This window comes from Actinokineospora auranticolor (genome assembly GCF_041897805.1).
Lineage (GTDB): Bacteria > Actinomycetota > Actinomycetes > Mycobacteriales > Pseudonocardiaceae > Actinokineospora > Actinokineospora auranticolor.
On sequence record NZ_CP154825.1, the window covers coordinates 4,844,564 to 4,864,866 of the forward strand.

Genomic DNA, 20,303 nt, shown 5'->3' on the forward strand with positions numbered 1-20,303 from the left:
AGTGGGTGGGTACCGGGTTCAGGACACGGGCCAGGGCCGGGCCCCGCCCGCGATCCGGTTCCACACGTTGATGATCGCCACGGCCCAGGTCAGCTCGGCCAGCTCCACCTCGGTGAAGTGCTCGCCCGCGCGGGCCCACACGTCGTCGCCGACGGACTCGACGTTGACGTTGGTCAACGCCTCGCCGACCTCCAGCGCGGCGCGCTCGCGGTCGTCGTAGAACGGGGCCTCCCGCCACACCGGCAGCGCGGCCAGCTTGGTCGCCGACACCCCCGCGTCGAGCGCGGCCTGGTGGTGCGCGTGCACGCAGAACGCGCAGTTGTTGACCTGGGACACCCGAACCCGGACGAGTTCGAGCAGGTCCAGCGGCAGGCTCAGCTTGTCGCCCGCGTCCTCAAGCGACTCCATCGCCGCCATCACGTGCGGGACGAGCTTGTCGACGCGCAGACGGGACTTCGGGGGTTCAAGGGCCACGGATCTCTCCTGTTGGAACGCCGATGCTTGTCGACAGTGCGGATTCCGCCTTGTGGCGGCGGATCGGGGCGTGGGCACGCCACCGGTATCCGTTGGTATACCAGAGCGGGCGGTCCAGTAGACATGGATTGCGGGCAACTTCGGCGTGGGCTTCGGCCGAACGGCCTCCCCGGTCGCCTATCTGGAGCAAGGGCGAGTTTTCGCCCAACAAGGCCACATCCAGCGAAGTGGCCACCATGGCGGTTCCCCTGTCGACACGGGTCCCGCTGTGGCAGCCTGGGTGCGTGCAACCGTTCACGATCGCCGTTCCGGAAGCGGTGCTGGCGGACCTCCGCGACCGCGCGCGCCGGACCCGGTGGCCCTCCCCCGCGCCGGGTCCCGCGTGGTCGCAGGGGACCGACCTGGGCTACCTGCGCGAGGTCGTGGCGCACTGGGCGGACGGTTTCGATTGGCGCGCCGCGGAATCCGCGCTCAACGCGCACGACCACCACCGGCTCGCGCTCGGCGACGCGACGGTCCACTTCACCCTGCGGCGCGCGGCGAACGGGCGCGGCGTCCCGTTGGTACTGACCCACGGCTGGCCGAGCACCTTCGTCGAACTGCTGCCGCTGGTGCCGCTGCTCACCGACCCGGCCGCGCACGGCATCACCGGACCCGCCTTTGACGTGGTGATCCCATCACTGCCCGGGTACGGGTTCTCCAGCCGTCCACCCCGCGCGCACACCACCCGCGACACGGCCGCGTTGTGGCACCGCCTGATGACGGCGCTGGGCTACGACCGCTACGCCGCCCACGGCGGCGATCTCGGCGCGGCGGTCAGCACGTTCCTGGCGATCGACCACCCCGAGTCGGTCGTGGCGCTGCACCTGAGCAACCTGGAACTCGACCCGATCGCCGACGAGGACACCCTGACGGTGGCGGAGCGGGAGTTCCTGGAGAGGGAGGAGGAGTGGGAGCGGCGGGAGGGTGGCTACGGTGCCATCCAGTCCACGAAACCGCAGACGCTGGGCTACGGCCTCACCGACTCCCCCGCCGCCCTGGCCGCCTGGCTCCTGGAGAAGTGGCGCGCCTGGTCGGACTCCCAGGGCGACCCGGAACGGGCGGTCACCAGGGATTTCCTGCTCACCACCCTGACCCTGTTCTGGGCAGGCGGCTGCGTCACGGAGACACTCCGCGACTACTTCGACAACGCCCAGTCCCCTTTGACCGCCGACGACCGGGTGCGCTGCCCGACCGCCGTCACCCTCTTCCCCAGCGAATACACCCACGGCTCCACACCGCCGCGCTCGTGGGCCGAACGCCTCTACCCGATCCACCGCTGGACACCGATGACGGCGGGCGGCCACTTCGCGGCCGTCGAACAACCCCGAGCCCTCGCCACCGACATCGCCGCCTTCTTCGCGGAACTGGACCTGTGACCCGAACGCCGAACCGCCCCGCTCACCGGGCTTGGCGAGCGGGGCGGGTGGCCGGGTCGGTCGGTCAGCGGCGGTGCAGGCCCGAGGACAGGCCGCGGATGAGTTCGCCCTGCGGGGTGTCGCCGTCGAGGGACCAGATCATCGCGCCGCCGAGTTCGCGGTCGCGGATGTAGCGGCCCTTGCGGGCCAACTCGGTCGGGTCGTCGTAGTTCCAGAAGGTGGTGCCGTTGAACAGCCAGGCGTGGCCTGCCTTGTCGTCGCGGTGGAGGGTGTACTTGCCGCTCGTCAGCAGGCCCTTGAGGATGCGGTAGTCGTCATAGCCCGCTTCGTAGGTGCCGGGGGCGGGGCCGGTGGCTTGCTGGAACAGGCCGTTGTTCTGGTTGGGCAAGCCGGTCCAGCCGCGGCCGAAGTAGGGCACGCCGAGGGTGATCTTGTCCCGGGGCGCGCCGCGGTCGAGGTGGGCGTCGACGACGATCTCGCCGCTGTCCTTCGGCGTGGTGGGGTCACCGTCCGGCACGCGGAGGGCCGACTGCTGGTTGGCGGTCCGTTCCCAGGCGCCGTGGTAGTCGTAGCCCTGGACGGTGGCGAAGGTCAGCAGGCGGTAGACCTCGCGGAGTTCGTAGCCGCGGTCCATCGCCTCGCGGTTGGCGGGCAGGAAGGCGGTGAGGTCGTACCGCTTGTGGTCGGCGCGGCCCTGCTTGTCCAGCTGGGCGCGGTACTCGCGCAGCAGCGCGGTGAAGTTCTGCTTGTCCTCCGGCCGCACGACGTTGCCCGGCGCGCCCTCGGTCGCGGGCCACTCCCAGTCCAGGTCGATGCCGTCGAACACGCCCTTGCCCGCACCGGCGGGCGCGCCGGGCAGGTTGCCCTTGAGCCACAGGTCGACGCAGGACTTGACGTGCGCCGCGCGGGACTGCGGGGTCAGCGCCGCGTTGGAGAAGTACGCGGACCCGATCCACCCGCCGAGCGAGATGTAGACGCGTAGCCGCGGGTACTTCCGCTTGAGCTGCCTGAGCTGGTTGAGGTTGCCCGCCAGCGCCTGACCCGCCTGGTCGGCCTTGCCGTTGACGGAGTCCTTGGCCGGGATCAGGCGCCGGTAGTCGGCCTCCGGGTCGGAGCTGACGCAGCCACCCCGCTCGTCGAGCAGCCCGAACGCGTAGTTGAGGTGGGTGAGCCTGGACGCCGTGCCGTTGTCGACGATGTAGCGGACCGGGATCCCGCGATCCTGGTGGCTCCACTGCGTGTAGTACCCGACCGTGCGCACCTCGCCGCCACCGCCGTGGGCCTGCGCGGGTGTCCCGACAACCGCCAACCCGACCGCCAAGGCGCCCACCGCGACCGCGGCACCCCACCTCTTCCCGGACATGGCCCTCCTCATCTCGGAGCTATGGTCTAGACCAAGCTAGAGCAAGATCCGGACCGCTGATACGCCCGGACAGCGCAACCGGACATCCGCCGCGATCGGTACCAATTGCCGGCCCCGCCGTGCGCGCACCGCGGGGCGGCGGACGTCGATCAGGGCTGGGACCGCAGCCGCGCGGTCGCGGTGACGAGGTTGGCCAGGGTGGCGCGGACCTCGGGGTAGCCGCGGGTCTTCAGGCCGCAGTCGGGGTTGACCCACAGCCGGTCCGCCGGGAACGCGGCGGTGGCGGCGCGCAGGTGCGCGGTGATCTCGGCGACGGACGGGACGCGGGGCGAGTGGATGTCCCAGACGCCGGGGCCGACCTCGTTGGGGTACCCGGCGGTGGTCAGGTCGGCGACGATGGCCATGTTCGACCTGGCCGCCTCCAGGCTGATCACGTCGGCGTCCATGTCGATGATCGCCTGGAGGACGTCGCCGAACTCGGCGTAGCACATGTGGGTGTGGATCTGGGTCTCGTCGCGCGCGCCGGAGGTGGCCAGCTTGAACGCGGTGACGGCCCACGCCAGATAGCCTGCGCGGTCCGCCGCGCGCAGCGGCAACGTTTCGCGCAGGGCGGGTTCGTCGACCTGGATCACCGCGATCCCCGCCGCCTCCAGGTCGGTGACCTCGTCGCGCAGGGCGAGCGCGACCTGCCGCGCGGTCTCGGCTTCCGGCTGGTCATCGCGGACGAACGACCAGGCGAGCATCGTGACCGGTCCGGTGAGCATGCCCTTGACCGGCCGCGAGGTCAGGCTCGCGGCGTAGGTGGACCAGGCCACGGTCATCGGCGCCGGGCGGGACACGTCACCCGCGATGATCGGCGGGCGGACGTAGCGGGTGCCGTAGGACTGCACCCAACCGTGCCGGGTCGCCAGGAACCCGTCGAGCTGCTCGGCGAAGTACTGGACCATGTCGGTGCGCTCGGGTTCGCCGTGCACCAACACATCGAGACCGAGTTCCTCCTGGTCGGCGATGACGGCGCGGATCTCGGCGCGCATCGCCTCCTCGTAGGCGTCCTCGGTCAACGCGCCCTTGCGCAGCGCCGCGCGGGCCCGGCGCAGTTCGGTGGTCTGCGGGAACGAACCGATGGTGGTCGTCGGCAGCTCGGGCAGCCCCAACTTCGCCTGCTGGGCCTGGCGGCGGATCGCGTAGGGGCTGTCCCGGCGGGTATCGGCGACCAGGCGGTCTCGCACCGCAGGCACCCGGGTGATCGGCGACGCCGCCCGGGAGGCCAGACGGGCCGCGTTGGTCGCCAACGCGTCGGCGACCACCTCGCGGCCGTCGGTCAGCCCGCGACGCAAGGTGACGATCTCGTCGAGCTTCTGCCGCGCGAAGGACAACCAGCTCGCGACCTCGGCGTCGAGGTCGCGTTCCGGGGTGGTGTCGAGCGGGACGTGCAGCAGCGAGCAGGACGCGGACACGTCCAGCGACCCCGCCAGGCCGTCGAGCGTGCCCAGGGTGTCCAGGGCGGCGGTCAGGTCGGCCGCCCAGATGTTGCGGCCGTCGACCACACCGGCGACCAGCCGCTTGTCCCGCACGCCCCCGATGGCGGAGAGGTGATCGAGGTTGGCCGCCGCGGGGCCGGTGAAGTCCACCGCCACGCCCTCGACCGGGGTCTGGGCGAGCACGGGTAGCGCGTCCCCGAGTCGGTCGAAGTAGGAGGCGACGAGGATCTTGGGCCGCACCGGCTCGGCGGCCAGCGCCGCGTAGGTCCGCGCGACACGCGCCAGCACGTCGGCGGGTTGGTCGGTCACCAGCGCGGGTTCGTCGAGCTGGACCCACTCCGCGCCCGCCGCCCGCAGTTGGCCGAGCAGATCGGCGTAGTGCGGGAGCAGTCGGTCGAGCAGGTCCAGCGGCCGGAAGCCCGCGGTGCCGGTCGGGTCCTTGGCCAGCAACAGGAAGCTGATCGGGCCCAGGACGACCGGCCGGGTCAGCACCCCCTCGGCCAGCGCCTCGGCGAACTCGGCCAGGGGCTTGGCCGGGTCCAGGGCGAACGTCGTGCCCGGGCCCAGCTCCGGGACGAGGCAGTGGTAGTTCGTGTCGAACCACTTCGTCATCTCCAACGGCGCCACGTCCGCCGTGCCCCGGGCCATCGCGAAGTAGCGGTCCAGCCCCTCCGCCGCGCCCGCGTGCCGCTCCGGGACGGCGCCCAGCAGCCACGCGGTGTCCAGCACGTGGTCGTACAACGAGAAGTCGTTGCTCGGGATCTCGTCCAAGCCCGCGTCCCGCAGCTCGGTCCACCGCGACGACCGCAGCTCGCGGGCGGCGGCGAGCAGCGCGTCGGCGTCGGCGCGACCCGCCCAGTAGGCCTCGGTCGCCTTCTTCAACCGCCGGTCCGCGCCTTGGCGCGGATATCCGTACACGGTCGCGCCACTGGTCAACGTCCTTGTCACGGGGCTCTCCTTCGCGAGTCCACGTGGACCGCGCGAGGAGCGCGCGCCAAACCACCCCGGTCCGGCACGACCCACCCGCGAGGTCTCGGCCAGCGCCCCGCGGTCGCGGGGCGCGCGGCCGGCAGGTCTTCGGACTCGCGGGCGCCACACTCGTGCCTACTGGCCGTCGCTTCCCGGGCTCGCGCCCAGTGCTTGGTTGACGGCGGTCGTTCCCACTCACCGCTGCGGGGCAGTCCCGGATTCCCACCGGGTTCCCTCTTGCCTCGACCGCCACCCCTGGGACGGCGGTCGAACCAGCTGCGCTCCCACCCTATCCCGACGCGGCGCCGATCGGGTCAGGCGCGGGCGTAGCGCTCGGCCAGGGTGCGCAGCAGGGGGCGCAGTCCGGCCGGGGACTCGACCGTGAAGTCCAGGCCGAGCAGGCCCGCGAACACGGCCACCGTCTCCAGCGAGTCCGCCCCGGTGACCAGGACGGACGTGGTCGCGTCCACGGCCTCCACGACCCCGACAGCCGGGTTGATCCGGGCCAGCACCGCCTCGGCCGGGGCGTCGACCCGGAGTCGGGCGTGCACGTTCCACCCGCTGCTGGCCACCCGGCGCATGGCGAAGGCGGTGTAGTCGCCGTCGGCGATCGGGGTCGGGGCGAAGCGGCGGTGGGTGCGCATGCGCGGGCTGACCCGGTCCGCCCGGTAGACGTCCCACTCGCCGGTCGCGGGGTCGCGGGCGACGAGGTACCAGCGGCGCTGCCAGGCCAGCAGGCGGTAGGGCTCGACCAGGCGCGGGGTGTCGTCGTAGTCGAAGCGGAAGTGCTCGACGGCGTGGATGGCGGTGGCGACGGCCCGCAGCACCTCCGGGTCGACCTCGGGGTCGGGGGCGTCGGTGGCGGTGTTCTCAGGGGCGTGGTCGACGGCCGAGGTCACCGCCTCGACCGCGGGCCGCAGGCGCGGGGGCAGGACCTGTTCGAGCTTGGCCAGCGCGCGACCGCTCGCCGCCTCGATACCCGCGATGCCGCGTCCCGCGCGCAGCCCGATGGCCACCGCGACCGCTTCCTCGTCGTCGAGCAGCAGGGGCGGCAGCTTCCCGCCCGCGCCGAGCCGGTAACCGCCGGTGGCGCCCCGGGTGGCGTGCACGGGGTAGTCGAGGCCGCGCAGCCGTTCGATGTCGGCGCGGACGGTCCGGGTCGTGACACCGAGGCGTTCGGCCAGCTCGGTGCCGCTCCACACCGGCCGGGATTGCAGCAGCGACAGCAGGGCGAGCAGCCGTGCCGGGGTATCGGCCACCGGTCCTCCGTCAATTAGGAAGTAAACGTTCCTATAGGCACTCTAGCGTTACCGCCATGACGAACACGAGCATCCGCCCCTTCCGCGTCGAGATCGCCCAGGCCGAGCTGGACGACCTGACCGACCGACTGGCCCGCACCCGCCTCCCCCAGCCCGCCCCCGGCGACGACTGGGCGACCGGCACCCCCAACCACTACCTGCGCGAGGCCGTGGCGGCGTGGCGGGCGTTCGACTGGCGGGCCGCCGAGGAGCGGATCAACGCGCACCCGCACTTCGTCACCGACGTGGACGGCCAGCCGATCCACTTCATCCACGTCACCTCGCCCCACCCGGACGCGACCCCGCTGCTGCTCCTGCACACCTACCCGGGCTCGTCGGTCGACTACCTGGGTATGGTCGAGCAGCTCGCGAACCCGGCCGAGGGCCAGGCGTTCAACCTGGTCATCCCGGACGCCCCTGGCTTCGGCTTCTCCACCCCCGTCACCGAGTCCGGCTGGAACTCGGCCCGCACCGCCCGCGCCTACGACACCCTCATGCGCCGACTCGGCTACGACAGCTACGGCGCGCACGGCTCCGACCAGGGCGCGGTCATCGCCCGCGAGCTGGGCCTGCTCGCCCCGGAGGGCTTCCTCGGGCTGCACGTGCTGCAGCTGTTCTCCTTTCCCTCCGGCGACCCCGCCGAGTTCGAGCGCCTGGAGCCGAGCGACTACGCCGGGCTCGAACACATGAAGTGGTTCCAGAAGGTCGGCGGCTACAACACGATGAACGCCAGCCGTCCGCAGACCGTCGCCGCCGGTCTCAGCGACTCCCCGCTCGGCCTGCTCGCCTACAGCGAGCTGTTCACCTCCTTCGGCAACGGCACCTCGCTGGTCCCGCTGGAGGCGGTGCTGCTGGAGGTCTCGGTGGCCTGGTTCGCCAACGCCGCCGCGGGGATGACCCGCTCGTACTACGAGAACGCCGAGGCCCCTGAGTCCACCGCGGTCAACGCCGCCCCCACCGGCGTCGCCGTCTTCGCCGACGACTTCCAGACCATCAAGGCCTTCGCCGAGCGCGACAACAGCGCCATCGTCCACTGGAGCCGCTTCGACCACGGCGGCCACTTCGCCGCCCTGGAGGTCCCGGAGCTCGTCGCGGGCGACATCCGCGCCTTCTTCACCGCCCTGACCTGAGCCCGGAAAGCACGACGGGCCAGGGCGATTCGCCCTGGCCCGTCACTGGTCCACAGTGGACTGTCCACGACAGACTCCGCCGCTCGCCCTCTTCCTGGGCGATCGACTCGTCCTGGAACCGCGGGAGGTCGCCCTACTCGACGACGTTCGCGCACCGGTCCCGTGTGGACACCTCAGGAGATGGCCGGGGTCCGCGGACGCACCGCCTGGTCGCCCTTGGACAGCCTGCGGGCCAGCCGGGTCAGCTCGCGGAGCCGGATGTCCGGCAGGTACGCGCGGCTCAGCGCCAGGCCGATCCGGGGCAGGTCGGCCTCGTCGCGGTAGGCCAGGTAGAGGGGGACGCGGTGCGGCTGGAACTTGGCCTTGAAGGCGTGCAGCGAGCGGAACCCGTAGTGCGGCTCCATGACCTTGCCCAGGGACTCCAGCGCCCGCTCGATGACCCGACCCGGCCCGCACTCGCGGCTGCGGGCCAGCGGCGCCCCCGAGAGGGACACGAACCGGGCGCCCTCCGCGCGGAAGGCCAGGCAGGCCGAGGCGATCAGGAACTCCATCACCGGGCGGAAGCCGTGGGCGCCGCGGCGCATGATGTCGAGGGTCCAGCCGCTGATCTGGCCGTCGCCGGTGTGCACCGGCAGCCACGACGTCACACCGTGCACGGTGCCCTCGGCGTCGACCGCGAGACCGACCCGGGTGGCCGGGTCCATGGCCTCGGCCAGACCGCCCAGGGTGAAGCCCATCTCCGGCATGGCCTTGCCCGCCATCCACTCCCGCGACAGCGCGCGGACCTGGGTGAGGACGGGTTCCGGCTGGTCGACCAGCCGGACCAGGCGGAACTCGACGCCCTGCTTGGCGGCGTGGTTCAACGCCGTCCGGACGTCCTGCCAGGCCTTGCCGCGGAACTCGAGGTCGGTCAGGTCGAGCACGTTGTCCTCGGCCACCTGGACGTGCCGCCAGCCCAGCGCGCGGGTCGCGGCCAGCGTCGACTCGGTCGCCGAGAACACGCAGGGCACCAGGCTGGAGTTGTCGCACATGGCGGCGAACTCGGTGACCGTGGCGGCCGCGGTGCCGTCGGGGGCGATCGGGTCACCGAGCGCGATGGCGACCCCGGCGTGGCGGCGGAAGGCGAGGTAGGAGCGGCCGTCCTCGCGGACGAAGTAGCTGTTGCTGGGCCAGGTCGTCATCCACGACAGCGTGCTGCCGCCGTGCCGCCCGAGCAGCGTGCGGGCCAGGGCCGCGCCGTGCGCTTGGGGGTGGCGCCGGGCCCAGCGGCGGGACCGCGCCCGGAAGGCGTGCCTGCCCGCGAGCAGGACGACCAGCTCGACGGTCCACAGGAAGTTGTCCACGAAGAAGAGCGGCAGGCCCACGGTGTCGTAGTCGCCGCCGAGCACGTCCGCCACCACGATCAGGGTGGCGAGCACGACGCCCTCCAGCGCGATGAACGCCGACAGCGCGACCGCCCAGAACCAGGCGAACCGGCTGCCCTTGCGCAGGCCGTTGAGCACGGGCACCACGATCACCAGCAGCACGGCCAGTTCCGGTCCGGTCAGCGACACCCCGTCGTCGGAGCCGAAGGGGCCGGTGCCGGGCACGAAGTACATGAGGAACTCGGCGGTGGTGAGCAGCAGCAGGCAGGCGACGGCCAGCAGCCGCCACTCCCGCACGTTCGGCCCGACCAGGTCCGGCACCCAGCGCCTGCCCACCAGCCGCTTGCTCAGCGGGATCGCCATCGCCAGGGCGAAGAAGTGCACCAGGTCGGCGAGGGTGCCGACGTAGATGATCGTCGCCGCGGCGTAGACGCACAGCCCGGCCCGCAGGCGCAGCCGCCACGGCGCGCGCAGCGTGCCGCTCGCGACCGCGACCGCGGCCAGCGCGCCGCCGGAGAACCCGACGTCGAGGGTGCCGCCGAGGCGCTCGGCCCACTCCCAGCCCGAGTCGCGGCACAGCGCGAGGAACACGGTGGCGACGCACACGGACGCGAACTGGCCGCCGATCGTGACGGCCATCGCGCGCCGCGTCCCCAGTTGCCACTCGGCGAACCCCGCGAGCAGCGCGAAGCTGCCGACCATCGGCAGGTAGTACCAGGGGACGACCGCGAAGAACGGCCCGGTGAGCATCGTCCACCATCGGCCCGCCTCCATCGAGGGCACGCCGTAGGCGACGAACGGGTAGGCCGCGCGGTCCTCGGCGGCGTCCCAGAGCGCCCCGGTGGCCACCGCCAGCACGAGCATCGCGAGCACGACGGCGCTGGTGAAGGGCACGCGCCGCCGGAGTACGGCGGCCGTGCGGCGCAGGCGCCCACCCGCGCCCGGCGTGATCGCCGTCGGTGCTTGGTTCATGGGAGAAAGTGTTGTTGACAAGGGCGTCCTGTACATCCAACGACAGGGGTACATTTCCCCTAGGGGCGTCAGACTACCGGTTGAGGGTTGTCTCAGTCCCCAGACCCGCGACATTCAGTCGATCCGGGGAGTTTCGGCGGCATTCGTCCGATTCGCGCGTATTCTGCCCCTGGCTCCGGTGCCGCCCTACCCGGACTCCCCCCGACCCCCAAAGCGATCAACGGGGAGCCAGGTCCTCGGCGTATCTCGCGATCATGGCGAACCGGTCGGGTTGGCCCGTTTTGGCCAATAGGTTCGAAACGTGGGTATCGATCGTGCGCCGCGAGAGGAATAGGCGTTCGCTGATTTCGCGGTTGGTCATGCGTTGCCCTATCAGGACCAGGACGTCGTATTCCCGCGCGGTCACGCCCGCGAGCCGCAGTTCGGCCGGGACCGCGTCGGTCCCGCGCCTGCGTTGCCGCACGGACTCGCCCGCGCTCCGCAGCAGGCCGCGCGCGGCGGCGGCCACCCGGGGCGCGGGGAAGGCGTGGAAGTAGGCCTCCGCCTCCCGCAGCCAGCGGGCGGGGTCGCCCCAGCCGCCCGCCGCGGCGGGCTCGGCCAGCAGGCGCAGGCACAGGTGGCGGGCGGGCGGGTACGGCTCGGCGGCCGCCTCGAAGTCGGCGAGGTGGCGCTCGACCTCCCGGTACCGGCCGTCCCGCGCGGCCACGACGGCGTCGGCGGCGGCCAGGAACACGCGGTTCCACCGGGCCTGCCCACTGGCCGACGCGCGGATGGCGGTCGCGTCGACCGCGGTTGCGGAGAGGACGGACAGGAACACGCGCGGGCCGTGCGCGTAGGACACGAACTGGGGTGGCCGGTCCGCCTCGGCCGCGGCCGCGAGGTCGAACTCGGCCATGGCCCGGGGGCGGTCCTCCTCCAGCAGCGAGCAGAAGGCCATCCCGAAGCCCCAGAGCGCGGAGGTGAAGTCGCAGTCCGCGCCGCCGAGGCGGGTGTAGTCGTCGAGCAGGGTCATCGTCGTGGGGCGGTCGCCGCGGTGGGCGCTGACGCAGACGCGCAGGCCCGTGGCGGTCCGGGTCATGTCGCCGAGGCGCAGCCTGCGGGCGGTCTCCGCGCAGTCGTGGGCGCCCTTCTCGGCGGCGGCGTGGTCGCCGCGGGTCAGGTTGACCACGGCCAACTCGGCGGCGATGTCCAACGCGGTCACCAACGCGCCCGCCGTCAGGGCGGCGTCGTGCGCCGCGACCAGGGCGGTCGGGTCGCCCGACCGGATACCGGCGTGGGCGCCGAGGTCGAACAGCAGGCGGATCCGCCAGAGGACCAGGCCGTGCCGGTCGGCCAGGTCCAGCGCCCGGGTGAACAGGGACTCGGCCTCGTCCAGATCGCGAACTCGGACACAGGTACCCAGGATCTCCAGCGCCTCGCACGCGGCGTCCGGCAGGCCCGCCCTGGTCGCGCCGCGCAGCGCGCGGCCCGCCAGGGCCTCGGCGTCGGCCAGCCGCCCGGGCGCGGGGTCGGTGAACGCCAGCTGCGCGGCGACCACGTCGGCGCGCACCGCGAACTCCGGGTCGGCCACGGCGGGGAGCGCCCGGGCGCGGTCCAGCTCGCGTCGGCCGACCTCCCACCGGCCCGCCGCCGCGGCGGCGCGGGCCAGGCGCAGGTGCACGCCCGCCTGGGCGTCGGGGTCGGCGCGGGTGGTGAACCGGCTGCCCAGGTCGGCGGCGCGGACGACCTCGCCCGCCGCGACGAGGGCGTCGAGCAGGGGAGCCAGGACCGGCGCGGGGTCGGCGGGGGCACCCAGGTCGAGGGCGCGTTCCAGCAGGGTGATGGCGGTGCCGAGGCCGCCGTGGCCCGCCGCGCGGCGGCCCGCCGTGGCCAGCAGTTCGGCGGCCCGGGTGGTGTCGCCCGCGCGTTCCCAGAGTCGTTGCGCGAGCAAGCACCAGTCGTCGGGCAGGTCGGGGTGGGCCTGTTCGACCACCCGCGCGGCGCGGGCGGCCAGCGCGGCGTGCTCGTGCGGCAGCAGGCCCGCCCGCAGCGCGTCGGCGGTGAGCGCGTGCCGGAACGCGTAGCCGCCGTCGACGGGGACGACGAGGCGGGCCCCGATCGCGGCGCGCAGCACGTCGAGCAGGACGGCCTCGTCCACACCCGCGACGCCGGGGACCAGCTCGGCCGGGAAGCGCCTGCCGAACACCGCCGCCGCGCGCAGGACCCGCGGCCCGTCCGGTCCGAGCCGGTCGGCGCGGGAGGCGACGGAGGACAGCACCGCGGCGGGTACGCCCGGGCCGCGACCGCGTGCGAGGTCCGCGCGCCCCGGTCCCCCGCCGATGGCTTCGGCGAGCAGTTCCTCCACGTAGAAGGGGTTGCCCTCGCCGTCGGCGACCAGCCGGGCCAGCTCGACCACCGTCGGATCGGCGCGGTCCAGCCCGACGCAGCCCGCCACCAGCAGCCGCACGTCGTCATCGGCCAAATGGGACAGCTCGAGCCCGGTCGCGACGCCGCGCCTGCCCGCCGCCCTCGCCAGGTCGACCGCCGGGCCGGGGTCGGGTCGGAGCGTGCCCACCAGCAGCACCGGCTCCTCGGCGAGGTTGTCGACGAGGTAGTCCACGACGGCGAGGGTGTCCGCGTCGGCGTCGTGCAGGTCGTCCAGCGCCAGCAGGCAGCCGTGGTCCGCGCCGAGCAGGCGCAGCAGCCGCAGCACGGCCTCGGCGAGGACCGCGGGCGAGTCGTCGGCGCCGGGGACCCGGTGCGCGCGCCAAGCGGGGACCAAACGGGACAAAGTGGACCGATAGGGGGCGAGGTCGGCGTCGTCGAGGACGGCGCCGTGCCGCAGCACCGACGACAACGCCTCCGACAGGGCGCGGAACTGGGCCGTCGGGGTCGTGGCCCGACCCCGCGCCACCACCGACCGCCCGGCCGCGCCCGCGATGTCGCGCAGCAACCGCGTCTTGCCCAGACCCGCCTCGCCGACCAGGAACACCGCGGAGCCGCGGCCCCGCCGGGCCGCCGCGAGCGCCGAGCGCAACAGCCCCGACTCCTCGTCGCGGCCCACGATGTCCGGAATGACCGGCCCCCACGACGGTTTCGTCCCGCTCACCACACTCATCCGACCCGCCCTCCCCTGTGTGGATCGCCCGGCGGCGCGCGTTCGTAAGCGGTCGACACCATCTCCGCCCAGGGGGTAAACCACCCACCAAGGGCGTCCTGATTCTCGGTAAGCGGCAACGGGAATCCCGGTATCCGCTGCGGATCCGCGCGCACCGGTCCCGGCGGAACACTTCCCCTCGAAGCGCACCGGATCCACAGTGCGCGAGAGAAGGGAATCACCTATGGACAAGAAGACCGTGCTGCGCCGGGTCGCGGCGCCCGTGCTCGCGGGCGCCGCGATCATGGTCGGCGTGGCGGGGCCCGCATCGGCCACCCCGGCGCACGCCGACGCGGCGGGGGCCACGCTGCGGTCCGCGTCGATCACGTTCACCACGCTGACCGACAACAAGGACTTCGACACCCTGGTCACCGTGGTGGTCAAGGACCGCGACGGCCGGGTCGACGCGCAGACCTCGGGCTTCTTCGGCGAGTTCAAGGACCAGACCTCGAAGACGCTGCCCCTGCGCATCCGCACCGGCGCCACCTGGGACGCCATCGAGAACGGCGGCTCGATCACCGTCACGATCGCGCCCAACGGGCACGACACCTGGAACTTCGCCTACGAGCTGGACCTCTCCTACTCCGACGGCGACGCGGGCTTCCACCTGAACCCGGGCACGTCGTTGAACGAGGGCCGCAAGTCCCTGACCAACCCGCTGAACTGAACCCCACCGGCGGGTGGACCGCCCGGGGCCTCGCGCGCGAGGCCCCGGGCGGGCGGGAAGTTCGGTATGCCCGGGGGCGAATATCGGTATGCCGGGCACTGTCCCGGTCGCACCGCGGCGGGCAGGATCGTGGGGCAAGCGCCACGCGCCGTCGGGGAGGACGGCGGTGGCGGCACCACGAAACAGGGGGTTTGCCCGATGGTGAGATCCGACGCGTCCGCCTTGTCCGCACTGCGGTTCGACACCCGCGTCCAGGTGCACGGGACGTCCGAGTTCACCGGCGTGCTGGCCGTGTCGGCGGACGAGGTGTGGGCGGTGGGCGGCGCCGCGGACCCGGCGACCGGGCGCACGGTCGCGCTGGTGGGTCGCTGGACCCAGGACTTCCGGTTCGTCGCCCCGGCCCCCGCGGCCGCGGCCGCGCGGCTGATCGGGGTCGACGGGGTCGGGGACGACGTCTGGGCGGTGGGCTGGATCTCCGACGGGCGCGGGGGCGGCAAGCCCCGGATCGAGCGCTATTCCCGGTCCTCCGGCGCGGTCGAGGCGCTGGACGGGCCGTCGGTGGACGGCAACAGCTCGCTGAACGCCGTCGCGATGCTGTCGACCACCGAGGGGTGGGCGGTAGGCGCCTCCGGCCCTTCGGCCGACGCCGACCCGACCCACACGCTGATCGCCCGCTGGGATGGGACGGCCTGGCGGGCGATCAGCTCCCCCAGCCCCGGCTCCGCGCTGAACCGGCTCGACGCGGTCTCCGCCCGGACCACCGACGACGTCTGGGCCGTGGGCAGCCGCGGCGACGGCGAACGCGTCGAGGCACTCATCACGCGCTGGGACGGCACGACCTGGACCCGGGTCCCGTTCCCGGGCGACGGGATCGAGCTGCACGACGTCGCCGCCGTCGACCACGACTCCGTGTGGGTCGTCGGCACGAACGTCACGCCGGGCAAGTCGGACACGCACGTCGGCATCGCCCGGCACTGGGACGGTTCGAAGTGGACGGACATCGCCCCGACCCCCAGCGGCATCACGGAGCTGACCGGCATCGCCGTGGTCGCCCCGGACGACGTCTGGTTCGCGGGCTACGCGGAACTGCCGGGCCTCCCCGACACCGCGCACCTGGCCCACTGGGACGGCACCCGCTGGCGCGACGAGGCACCCGTCGCCACCACCAACGGCAACGTGGCCTCGGCCCTGCACCGGATCTGCGTCGGCGGCACCCGCGTAACAGCGGTCGGCTGGCACGCCGCGTCGACCGACCCGGCGGCCCGCACGGCCGCCGCCCTGCTCGGCCGCGCGACCAACCGACCGCGCTGAGCCGGTCCGGCCACCACGCGCCGCCGCGGTCGGCTCGATAGCCATCCAACCGCCGGTGCTCGTGGCCACCGCCAAGAGCGCCGAGCCCCGCTCACAGGGGGTTGAGGCGGGCCTTGAGGAGGCAGAACTCGTTGCCCTCGGGGTCTTCGAGGACGTGCCACTCCTCGTCGCCCGTCTGGCCGATGTCGGCCGGGCGGGCGCCGAGGGCCAGTAGCCGCTCGAGTTCGGCGTCCTGGTCGCGGTCGGTGGCGTTCACGTCGATGTGCAGGCGGGACTTGCCCCGCTCCGGCTCGTCGCGCTTGCTCAGGATGATCGTGGCCTGCGGGCCGCCGAAGCCCTCGCGGGGGCCGATCTCCTGGGAGCCGTCGTCCATCCGGTCGAGGACGACGAAGTCCAGGACCTCGCACCAGAACCGGGACAGCGCCTCGGGGTCGCGGCAGCCGAGTACGAGCTCACTGATCCGACACGCCATCGCGGAACCTGCCTTCGGTCGGGAACCCCCGGACCCGGCGACCGTAGCCGAGCGCGCGAGGGCGGGCGAACGGGTTTCCCACCCGTAACGGATCCCCGGTGCGGTCGATGGACAACAGAGTCCGGCGGCTGGGAACCTGAACGCGGCGGCCCGGTCACCGCGGTCACCGGGTCCGCGTCCTTCACCATGACCGGCGACAACCAGGCCCGCTGGCGGGTCACCGCGGTCGGCGCCGACGGCACGCCGGGACCGTCCAGCCCGTGGGGCTCCTTCCGGTTCACCACCGGGCCGTACAACATGTACGACAACGGGGTGAGCGCCGACTGGGCGACGGGCGCGGGCACCATCCCGTACGGGGCCGACGCCGACGCGCGCGGCTTCGCCATCCCGCGCGACGGTGTCTACGACGGCGACTGCGCTCTCGAGGACGGCTCGGCCCCGAGGTACGTCGAGACCCACCCGGAGATGAAGCCGGGCGGGTGGATCGAGGGCACGTACACGTTGCCCGGCCCGGTCTCCCCGGGGCAGCGGTTCCGCACCTCGCTGGGCTACATCCAGTGCGGGTCGAACCCGACCGCCGGGATCGACGACTTCGTGGTGCTCGCGGTGATGCCGAACGGCACCCGGCGCGAGGTGGTGCGCAGCAACCAGACCGGGACCGACCACGCGGTCCACGGGCTGGAGGTGGACCTGACCCCGTTCCAGGGCGCCACCAAGCTGGTGCTGCGGGTGGAAGACGACAAGCCCAACGGCCAGGACTGGGCCTGCTGGGTGGAACCGAGGGTGGAGCGATGAACGCGCTGGTGCGGGTGACCGTGGCGCCGGACCGACTGGCCCTGGCGCCGGGCGAGTCGGCGGACGTGGTGGTGACGATCCAGAACGCGGGGCCGGTGGTGGAGCACTTCACCACGACCGTCGTCGGCCTGCCCCGCGACGACCTGTTCACCGTGGAGCCCGCCACGGTGAAGTTGCGACCGAAGGAGACGGGGACCACCCAGGTGCGCATCACGGTGCCACCACGCGGGTTGCTGGTGGCTGGCCCCTACGTCCTCGGCATCCTGGTCCGCTCCCCCTACCAACGCGACGCGTCGTACTGCGCGGAACTGCCCTTGGCGGTAGCACCCGTCCCCGTACTGGCCATGGCCGTACAACCGGAGGTCGTCCTGGGCGGCGACCGCGGCGCCTACACGGTAGCCCTGTCCAACGAGGGCAACACAACCCTCGCGGTAGCCCTCACCGGCAGCGACCCCGAACGCCGCGTCGGCTTCGAGTTCGACCCGGAACGGGTGCTGCTGGAGCCGGGCACCGGCTCGGGCGTAGCGGTGCGTGTACGGGCCAACGCGCCGTTCACGGGTCAAGAGGTCCGCCGAGCCCTGACGCTGCGCGCCCACGCGGGCGAACTCGAGTCCGAGCGACCGGCGACTTTCGTCCAACGCCCTCGCCTGGCCGGTGGTCTTGTTCGGGTCGCGGGAATCGCAGCAGGCATCGCCGCCCTGGCAGGCGCCGCGGTCGGCGGCGCGCTACTCATCCGCGACAACAAAACCGAGCAGGTGGCCCAACTCCTCCCCACCCCTCCCGCCATCCCCACCGCCCTCCCCCAACCCTCCTCGCCCCCTTCTCTCCCCTCTTCTCTTCCCCCTTCCTCCGTTCCCTCCCCCTCCTCCCTTCCCCCTCCCCTTCCTCTTCCACCCCTTCCTCCGCCTCCCAACCCCCCGGCGAATCGACCATCACCGACTTCAGCCGACTCCCCGACAACCAACCGGCAGGCGACCGCCTGATCCAACCAACCCTCTACAAAGGCCTAACCCTGTCCAGCGACGCCGAACGATCCCCCACCGACTGCCGCGACGCCACCTCGGTAGCCCTCCGCACCACCGGCACCTTCGGCGGCTTCCTCACCAGCGCCCGCCCAGCGGGCGCGAACCTCTGCAACAACCTCCCGGTCCGCATCGAACTGGCCCAACCCGCCCGCCAACTGACCCTCACCGTCATAGGAACCGGCGGCGACTACACCCTCCGACTCCAACTGGCCGACGGCACAGTCGAGTCCCGCACAGTCACCCCACCCCCGAACACCCCCGCCCAAATCCCCTATGAGGCGCCTGCGGGCAACACCATCAAGTCCCTCACCTACGGCCACGCGAACCCCGACCCCACCACGAAGGCCTTCACCATCATCAAATCCCTCGCCACGATCCCCGCCTAACCGGAACTCAGGGAACCACCCGACCAGCACGCCGCCGCCCCGCACGACGGCGTACCGCCAGGTCGTCAGGTGCCGGCGGGCGTGATCCCCGACTGTTCGGTGGCATCCACGGGACAAGGGACGGACCGGGAAACACCATGACGGCGGAACGCCACTTGGCAACCAGTCCTGCGTTCGCCGACCGCGCGGACGAGGACTTGCGGGCGCTGTTCGGGCAGTCCGTCGCCGCGCACGTCGTGCTGGCCGGGTCGTCGCACCTGCTGGAGACCGCGAACCACGCTTTCCTGACCGTCATCGGCGAGCACCGGGCACGCACCGGATGGGCTCGGACTCGTTCACCCCGGACTCCGGCGTCCTGCTCGCCAAACCCGCCGGACAACACCCAGAAGACGTCAGCGCCTACCTCAACGGCGACGTCTACCGCCTCACAGCCACAACCGACAACCCCGAGAGGACAATCGCCGTACCCAACGCACTGACCACAGCACAGTTCGGCGAGACCGTGCGGGTTCCAGTGCACGCGAAGCGAAACAGCGGCTCCGGCCAAACGACAGTGACCTTCACCGCCACCTCGGAAAGCAACACCACCACCGCAACCACTACCTGCACCACCAACGGCTGGTGAAGTCCGGGGGTGGGCCTTGAGGGCCCACCCCCGGATCCGGTCCGATTGACGGTCACGAACCGACCCCGGCGGCTGCCGCAGTGGCCACCGCGACCGCAACGACGTGCCAGAGGACGGTCTCGCCGTTACTGGGGCCGGTGAGGGTGAACAGCGGGGAGGCGTTGCCGCGCAACCAGTCGATGGTGGCCAACTGCCGTCGAGTCGCTGGTCTGCGCTGTTGTCGACTCCGTCAGGCGTGCGTGCGGGTTAGGCGACACCGATGGAGATGACGGGGTGGGCAGCCGGGGCGAGCCAGGTCAGGACCGAGTCCAGGGTCGGGGCGGGATGCTGACGCAGCCCGCGGTGGGTCCCCTCGAGCATCTGGCCGCAGGGGTGCGCCTGACCGGGGATTCCCCCTGCGCGGCGGTCACACCAGGGTGGTGGACGACGTACGCCGGAAAGTGCGGGCACCAGGGGGAATCCCCACAGGTAGGGCGTTTCAGCTTTTTCGACAGTGGTGTTCACCGGCACGGCACGAGAGTGCGAAGTCGTGGACGGTCGGTCCAACAGCGCGCCGACAGCCGCCGGGCGAGGCGGCCGGGCGCGACCACGGCCGTCCGGCCGCCCTCGCTCCGTCGTGGCTGTCCGGTTGGGTGGATTCGGGCGGTGCTGACCACCACGGAGATCACCGAAGCGGCGGGCACCCGGGTGCACGCCACCGTACTCGGCCCGACCGGGGCGCCCGCGGTGGTCTGCGTTCCCCGGGTTGGGCTGCGCACACCGGTCGTTCCTGCCGCTGGCGCGGCGTTTGGGTGCGGTGGCCAGGGTCGCGACGATCGACCTGCCCGGGTTAGGCGGCACACTCGGCCCCCGCTCGGCGCTGGACGCGCGGGGGCTCTCCTCGGCGCCGGCCGACTGGCTGCGGCGCACCGGGCGGGAGGGGGCGGTGCTGGTGGTGAGCTCGGCGGGGTGCCAGGTCGTCGCGGACCTGGCCTCGCACACGGGCGGGCTGCTCGGTCCCGTTGTCTTCCTCGGCCCCACCGTGGACCGGAGCGCGCGCTCAGCGATCCGGCAGCTCAGGAGGCTGCTGCTCGACATCCCCCGCGAACGGCTCTCCCTCATCCCGCTCGTGGCGGCGGACTACCTGCGGTGCGGTCCGCGCCGGATCGCCGGAACGGCGAGGTGCCTGCTCGCGGACGACGTCGAGCACAAGCCGCACCACTTGCGGACCGCCACGGTGGTGATCCGCGGCGAGCGGGACCCCCTCGTGCCGCGCGCGTGGGCCCGCGAGGTCGCGGCGCCGCTGCCGAGGGGCAGACTCGTCGAGCTGTGCGGGGCTGGGCACGCGGTGCACCACGGGGCCCCGGAGGCGGTCGCCCTGCTCGTCCGCGCGCTGTTCCCCGGTGCGCGCGCCTGACCAGGGCTGAGGCGCCGCGTC

The 20,303-nt window shown here is 72.8% G+C and carries 15 protein-coding genes and 1 riboswitch; of the genes, 8 read left to right on the forward strand and 7 right to left on the reverse strand.

All coding sequences use genetic code 11. The features are described 5' to 3' along the window. Nucleotides 1-18 precede the first annotated feature (18 nt). Nucleotides 19-474, reverse strand: a complete 456-nt coding sequence (locus tag V5P93_RS21380; protein ID WP_219824104.1) for a carboxymuconolactone decarboxylase family protein — start codon at nucleotides 472-474, stop codon at nucleotides 19-21. Between the two features lie 284 nt (nucleotides 475-758). Here V5P93_RS21380 and V5P93_RS21385 point away from each other — a divergent pair, with 284 nt between their 5' ends. Next, nucleotides 759-1,892, forward strand: a complete 1,134-nt coding sequence (locus V5P93_RS21385) for an epoxide hydrolase family protein (RefSeq protein ID WP_219824103.1) — start codon at nucleotides 759-761, stop codon at nucleotides 1,890-1,892. A gap of 64 nt (nucleotides 1,893-1,956) precedes the next feature. Here the strand turns inward: V5P93_RS21385 and V5P93_RS21390 are convergent, their stop codons facing one another. The 3 genes from V5P93_RS21390 to V5P93_RS21400 form a co-directional block, all read right to left on the reverse strand. After that, complete coding sequence (locus tag V5P93_RS21390; RefSeq protein WP_104481439.1) at nucleotides 1,957-3,255, reverse strand: glycoside hydrolase family 18 protein; 1,299 nt, start codon at nucleotides 3,253-3,255, stop codon at nucleotides 1,957-1,959. Between the two features lie 149 nt (nucleotides 3,256-3,404). After that, nucleotides 3,405-5,684, reverse strand: a complete 2,280-nt coding sequence (gene metE, locus V5P93_RS21395; RefSeq protein WP_104481438.1) for a 5-methyltetrahydropteroyltriglutamate--homocysteine S-methyltransferase — start codon at nucleotides 5,682-5,684, stop codon at nucleotides 3,405-3,407. A gap of 123 nt (nucleotides 5,685-5,807) precedes the next feature. Then, nucleotides 5,808-5,944: riboswitch (cobalamin riboswitch) on the reverse strand. A gap of 75 nt (nucleotides 5,945-6,019) precedes the next feature. Then, entirely contained in the window at nucleotides 6,020-6,964 is a 945-nt protein-coding gene (locus V5P93_RS21400; protein WP_104481437.1) for a YafY family protein, read from the reverse strand. Nucleotides 6,965-7,020: 56 nt separating this feature from the next. Between V5P93_RS21400 and V5P93_RS21405 the strand changes: the two genes are divergently transcribed. Then, nucleotides 7,021-8,133 (forward strand): epoxide hydrolase family protein, encoded by a 1,113-nt coding sequence (locus V5P93_RS21405; protein WP_104481436.1) that lies wholly within the window; start codon nucleotides 7,021-7,023, stop codon nucleotides 8,131-8,133. 173 nt (nucleotides 8,134-8,306) lie between these two features. Here the strand turns inward: V5P93_RS21405 and V5P93_RS21410 are convergent, their stop codons facing one another. Both V5P93_RS21410 and V5P93_RS21415 read right to left on the reverse strand, forming a co-directional pair. Further along, nucleotides 8,307-10,469, reverse strand: coding sequence for a bifunctional lysylphosphatidylglycerol flippase/synthetase MprF (locus V5P93_RS21410; protein WP_104481435.1), 2,163 nt, complete (start codon nucleotides 10,467-10,469; stop codon nucleotides 8,307-8,309). A 217-nt stretch (nucleotides 10,470-10,686) separates the two neighbouring features. Continuing rightward, a complete protein-coding gene (locus tag V5P93_RS21415; protein ID WP_181043722.1) occupies nucleotides 10,687-13,566 on the reverse strand; it encodes a LuxR family transcriptional regulator in 2,880 nt (959 codons plus the stop codon). A gap of 223 nt (nucleotides 13,567-13,789) precedes the next feature. Here V5P93_RS21415 and V5P93_RS21420 point away from each other — a divergent pair, with 223 nt between their 5' ends. Together V5P93_RS21420 and V5P93_RS21425 are read left to right on the forward strand one after the other, a co-directional pair. Next, nucleotides 13,790-14,272 (forward strand): hypothetical protein, encoded by a 483-nt coding sequence (locus V5P93_RS21420; RefSeq protein ID WP_181043721.1) that lies wholly within the window; start codon nucleotides 13,790-13,792, stop codon nucleotides 14,270-14,272. Between the two features lie 198 nt (nucleotides 14,273-14,470). Continuing rightward, nucleotides 14,471-15,583 carry a hypothetical protein gene (locus V5P93_RS21425; RefSeq protein WP_104481433.1) on the forward strand — a complete coding sequence of 371 codons (1,113 nt, stop codon included), beginning with the start codon at nucleotides 14,471-14,473 and terminating at the stop codon, nucleotides 15,581-15,583. A gap of 91 nt (nucleotides 15,584-15,674) precedes the next feature. On the opposite strand, the gene V5P93_RS21430 is transcribed toward V5P93_RS21425, so the two are convergent. Continuing rightward, a complete protein-coding gene (locus V5P93_RS21430) occupies nucleotides 15,675-16,055 on the reverse strand; it encodes a VOC family protein (RefSeq protein WP_104481432.1) in 381 nt (126 codons plus the stop codon). Nucleotides 16,056-16,241: 186 nt separating this feature from the next. Here V5P93_RS21430 and V5P93_RS21435 point away from each other — a divergent pair, with 186 nt between their 5' ends. The 4 genes from V5P93_RS21435 to V5P93_RS21450 all read left to right on the forward strand — a co-directional run bounded on the left by V5P93_RS21435 (nucleotide 16,242) and on the right by V5P93_RS21450 (nucleotide 20,282). Continuing rightward, on the forward strand, nucleotides 16,242-16,850 hold the full coding sequence (locus V5P93_RS21435; protein ID WP_104481431.1) for a hypothetical protein: 609 nt from the start codon (nucleotides 16,242-16,244) through the stop codon (nucleotides 16,848-16,850). After that, complete coding sequence (locus tag V5P93_RS21440; RefSeq protein WP_374065057.1) at nucleotides 16,847-17,833, forward strand: hypothetical protein; 987 nt, start codon at nucleotides 16,847-16,849, stop codon at nucleotides 17,831-17,833. Before V5P93_RS21435 ends, V5P93_RS21440 begins: the two co-directional genes overlap by 4 nt. 747 nt (nucleotides 17,834-18,580) lie before the next feature. Further along, nucleotides 18,581-18,886, forward strand: a complete 306-nt coding sequence (locus tag V5P93_RS21445) for a hypothetical protein (RefSeq protein WP_181043720.1) — start codon at nucleotides 18,581-18,583, stop codon at nucleotides 18,884-18,886. A gap of 745 nt (nucleotides 18,887-19,631) precedes the next feature. Continuing rightward, nucleotides 19,632-20,282 carry an alpha/beta fold hydrolase gene (locus V5P93_RS21450; protein WP_374065058.1) on the forward strand — a complete coding sequence of 217 codons (651 nt, stop codon included), beginning with the start codon at nucleotides 19,632-19,634 and terminating at the stop codon, nucleotides 20,280-20,282. The last annotated feature ends 21 nt before the right edge of the window (nucleotides 20,283-20,303 follow it).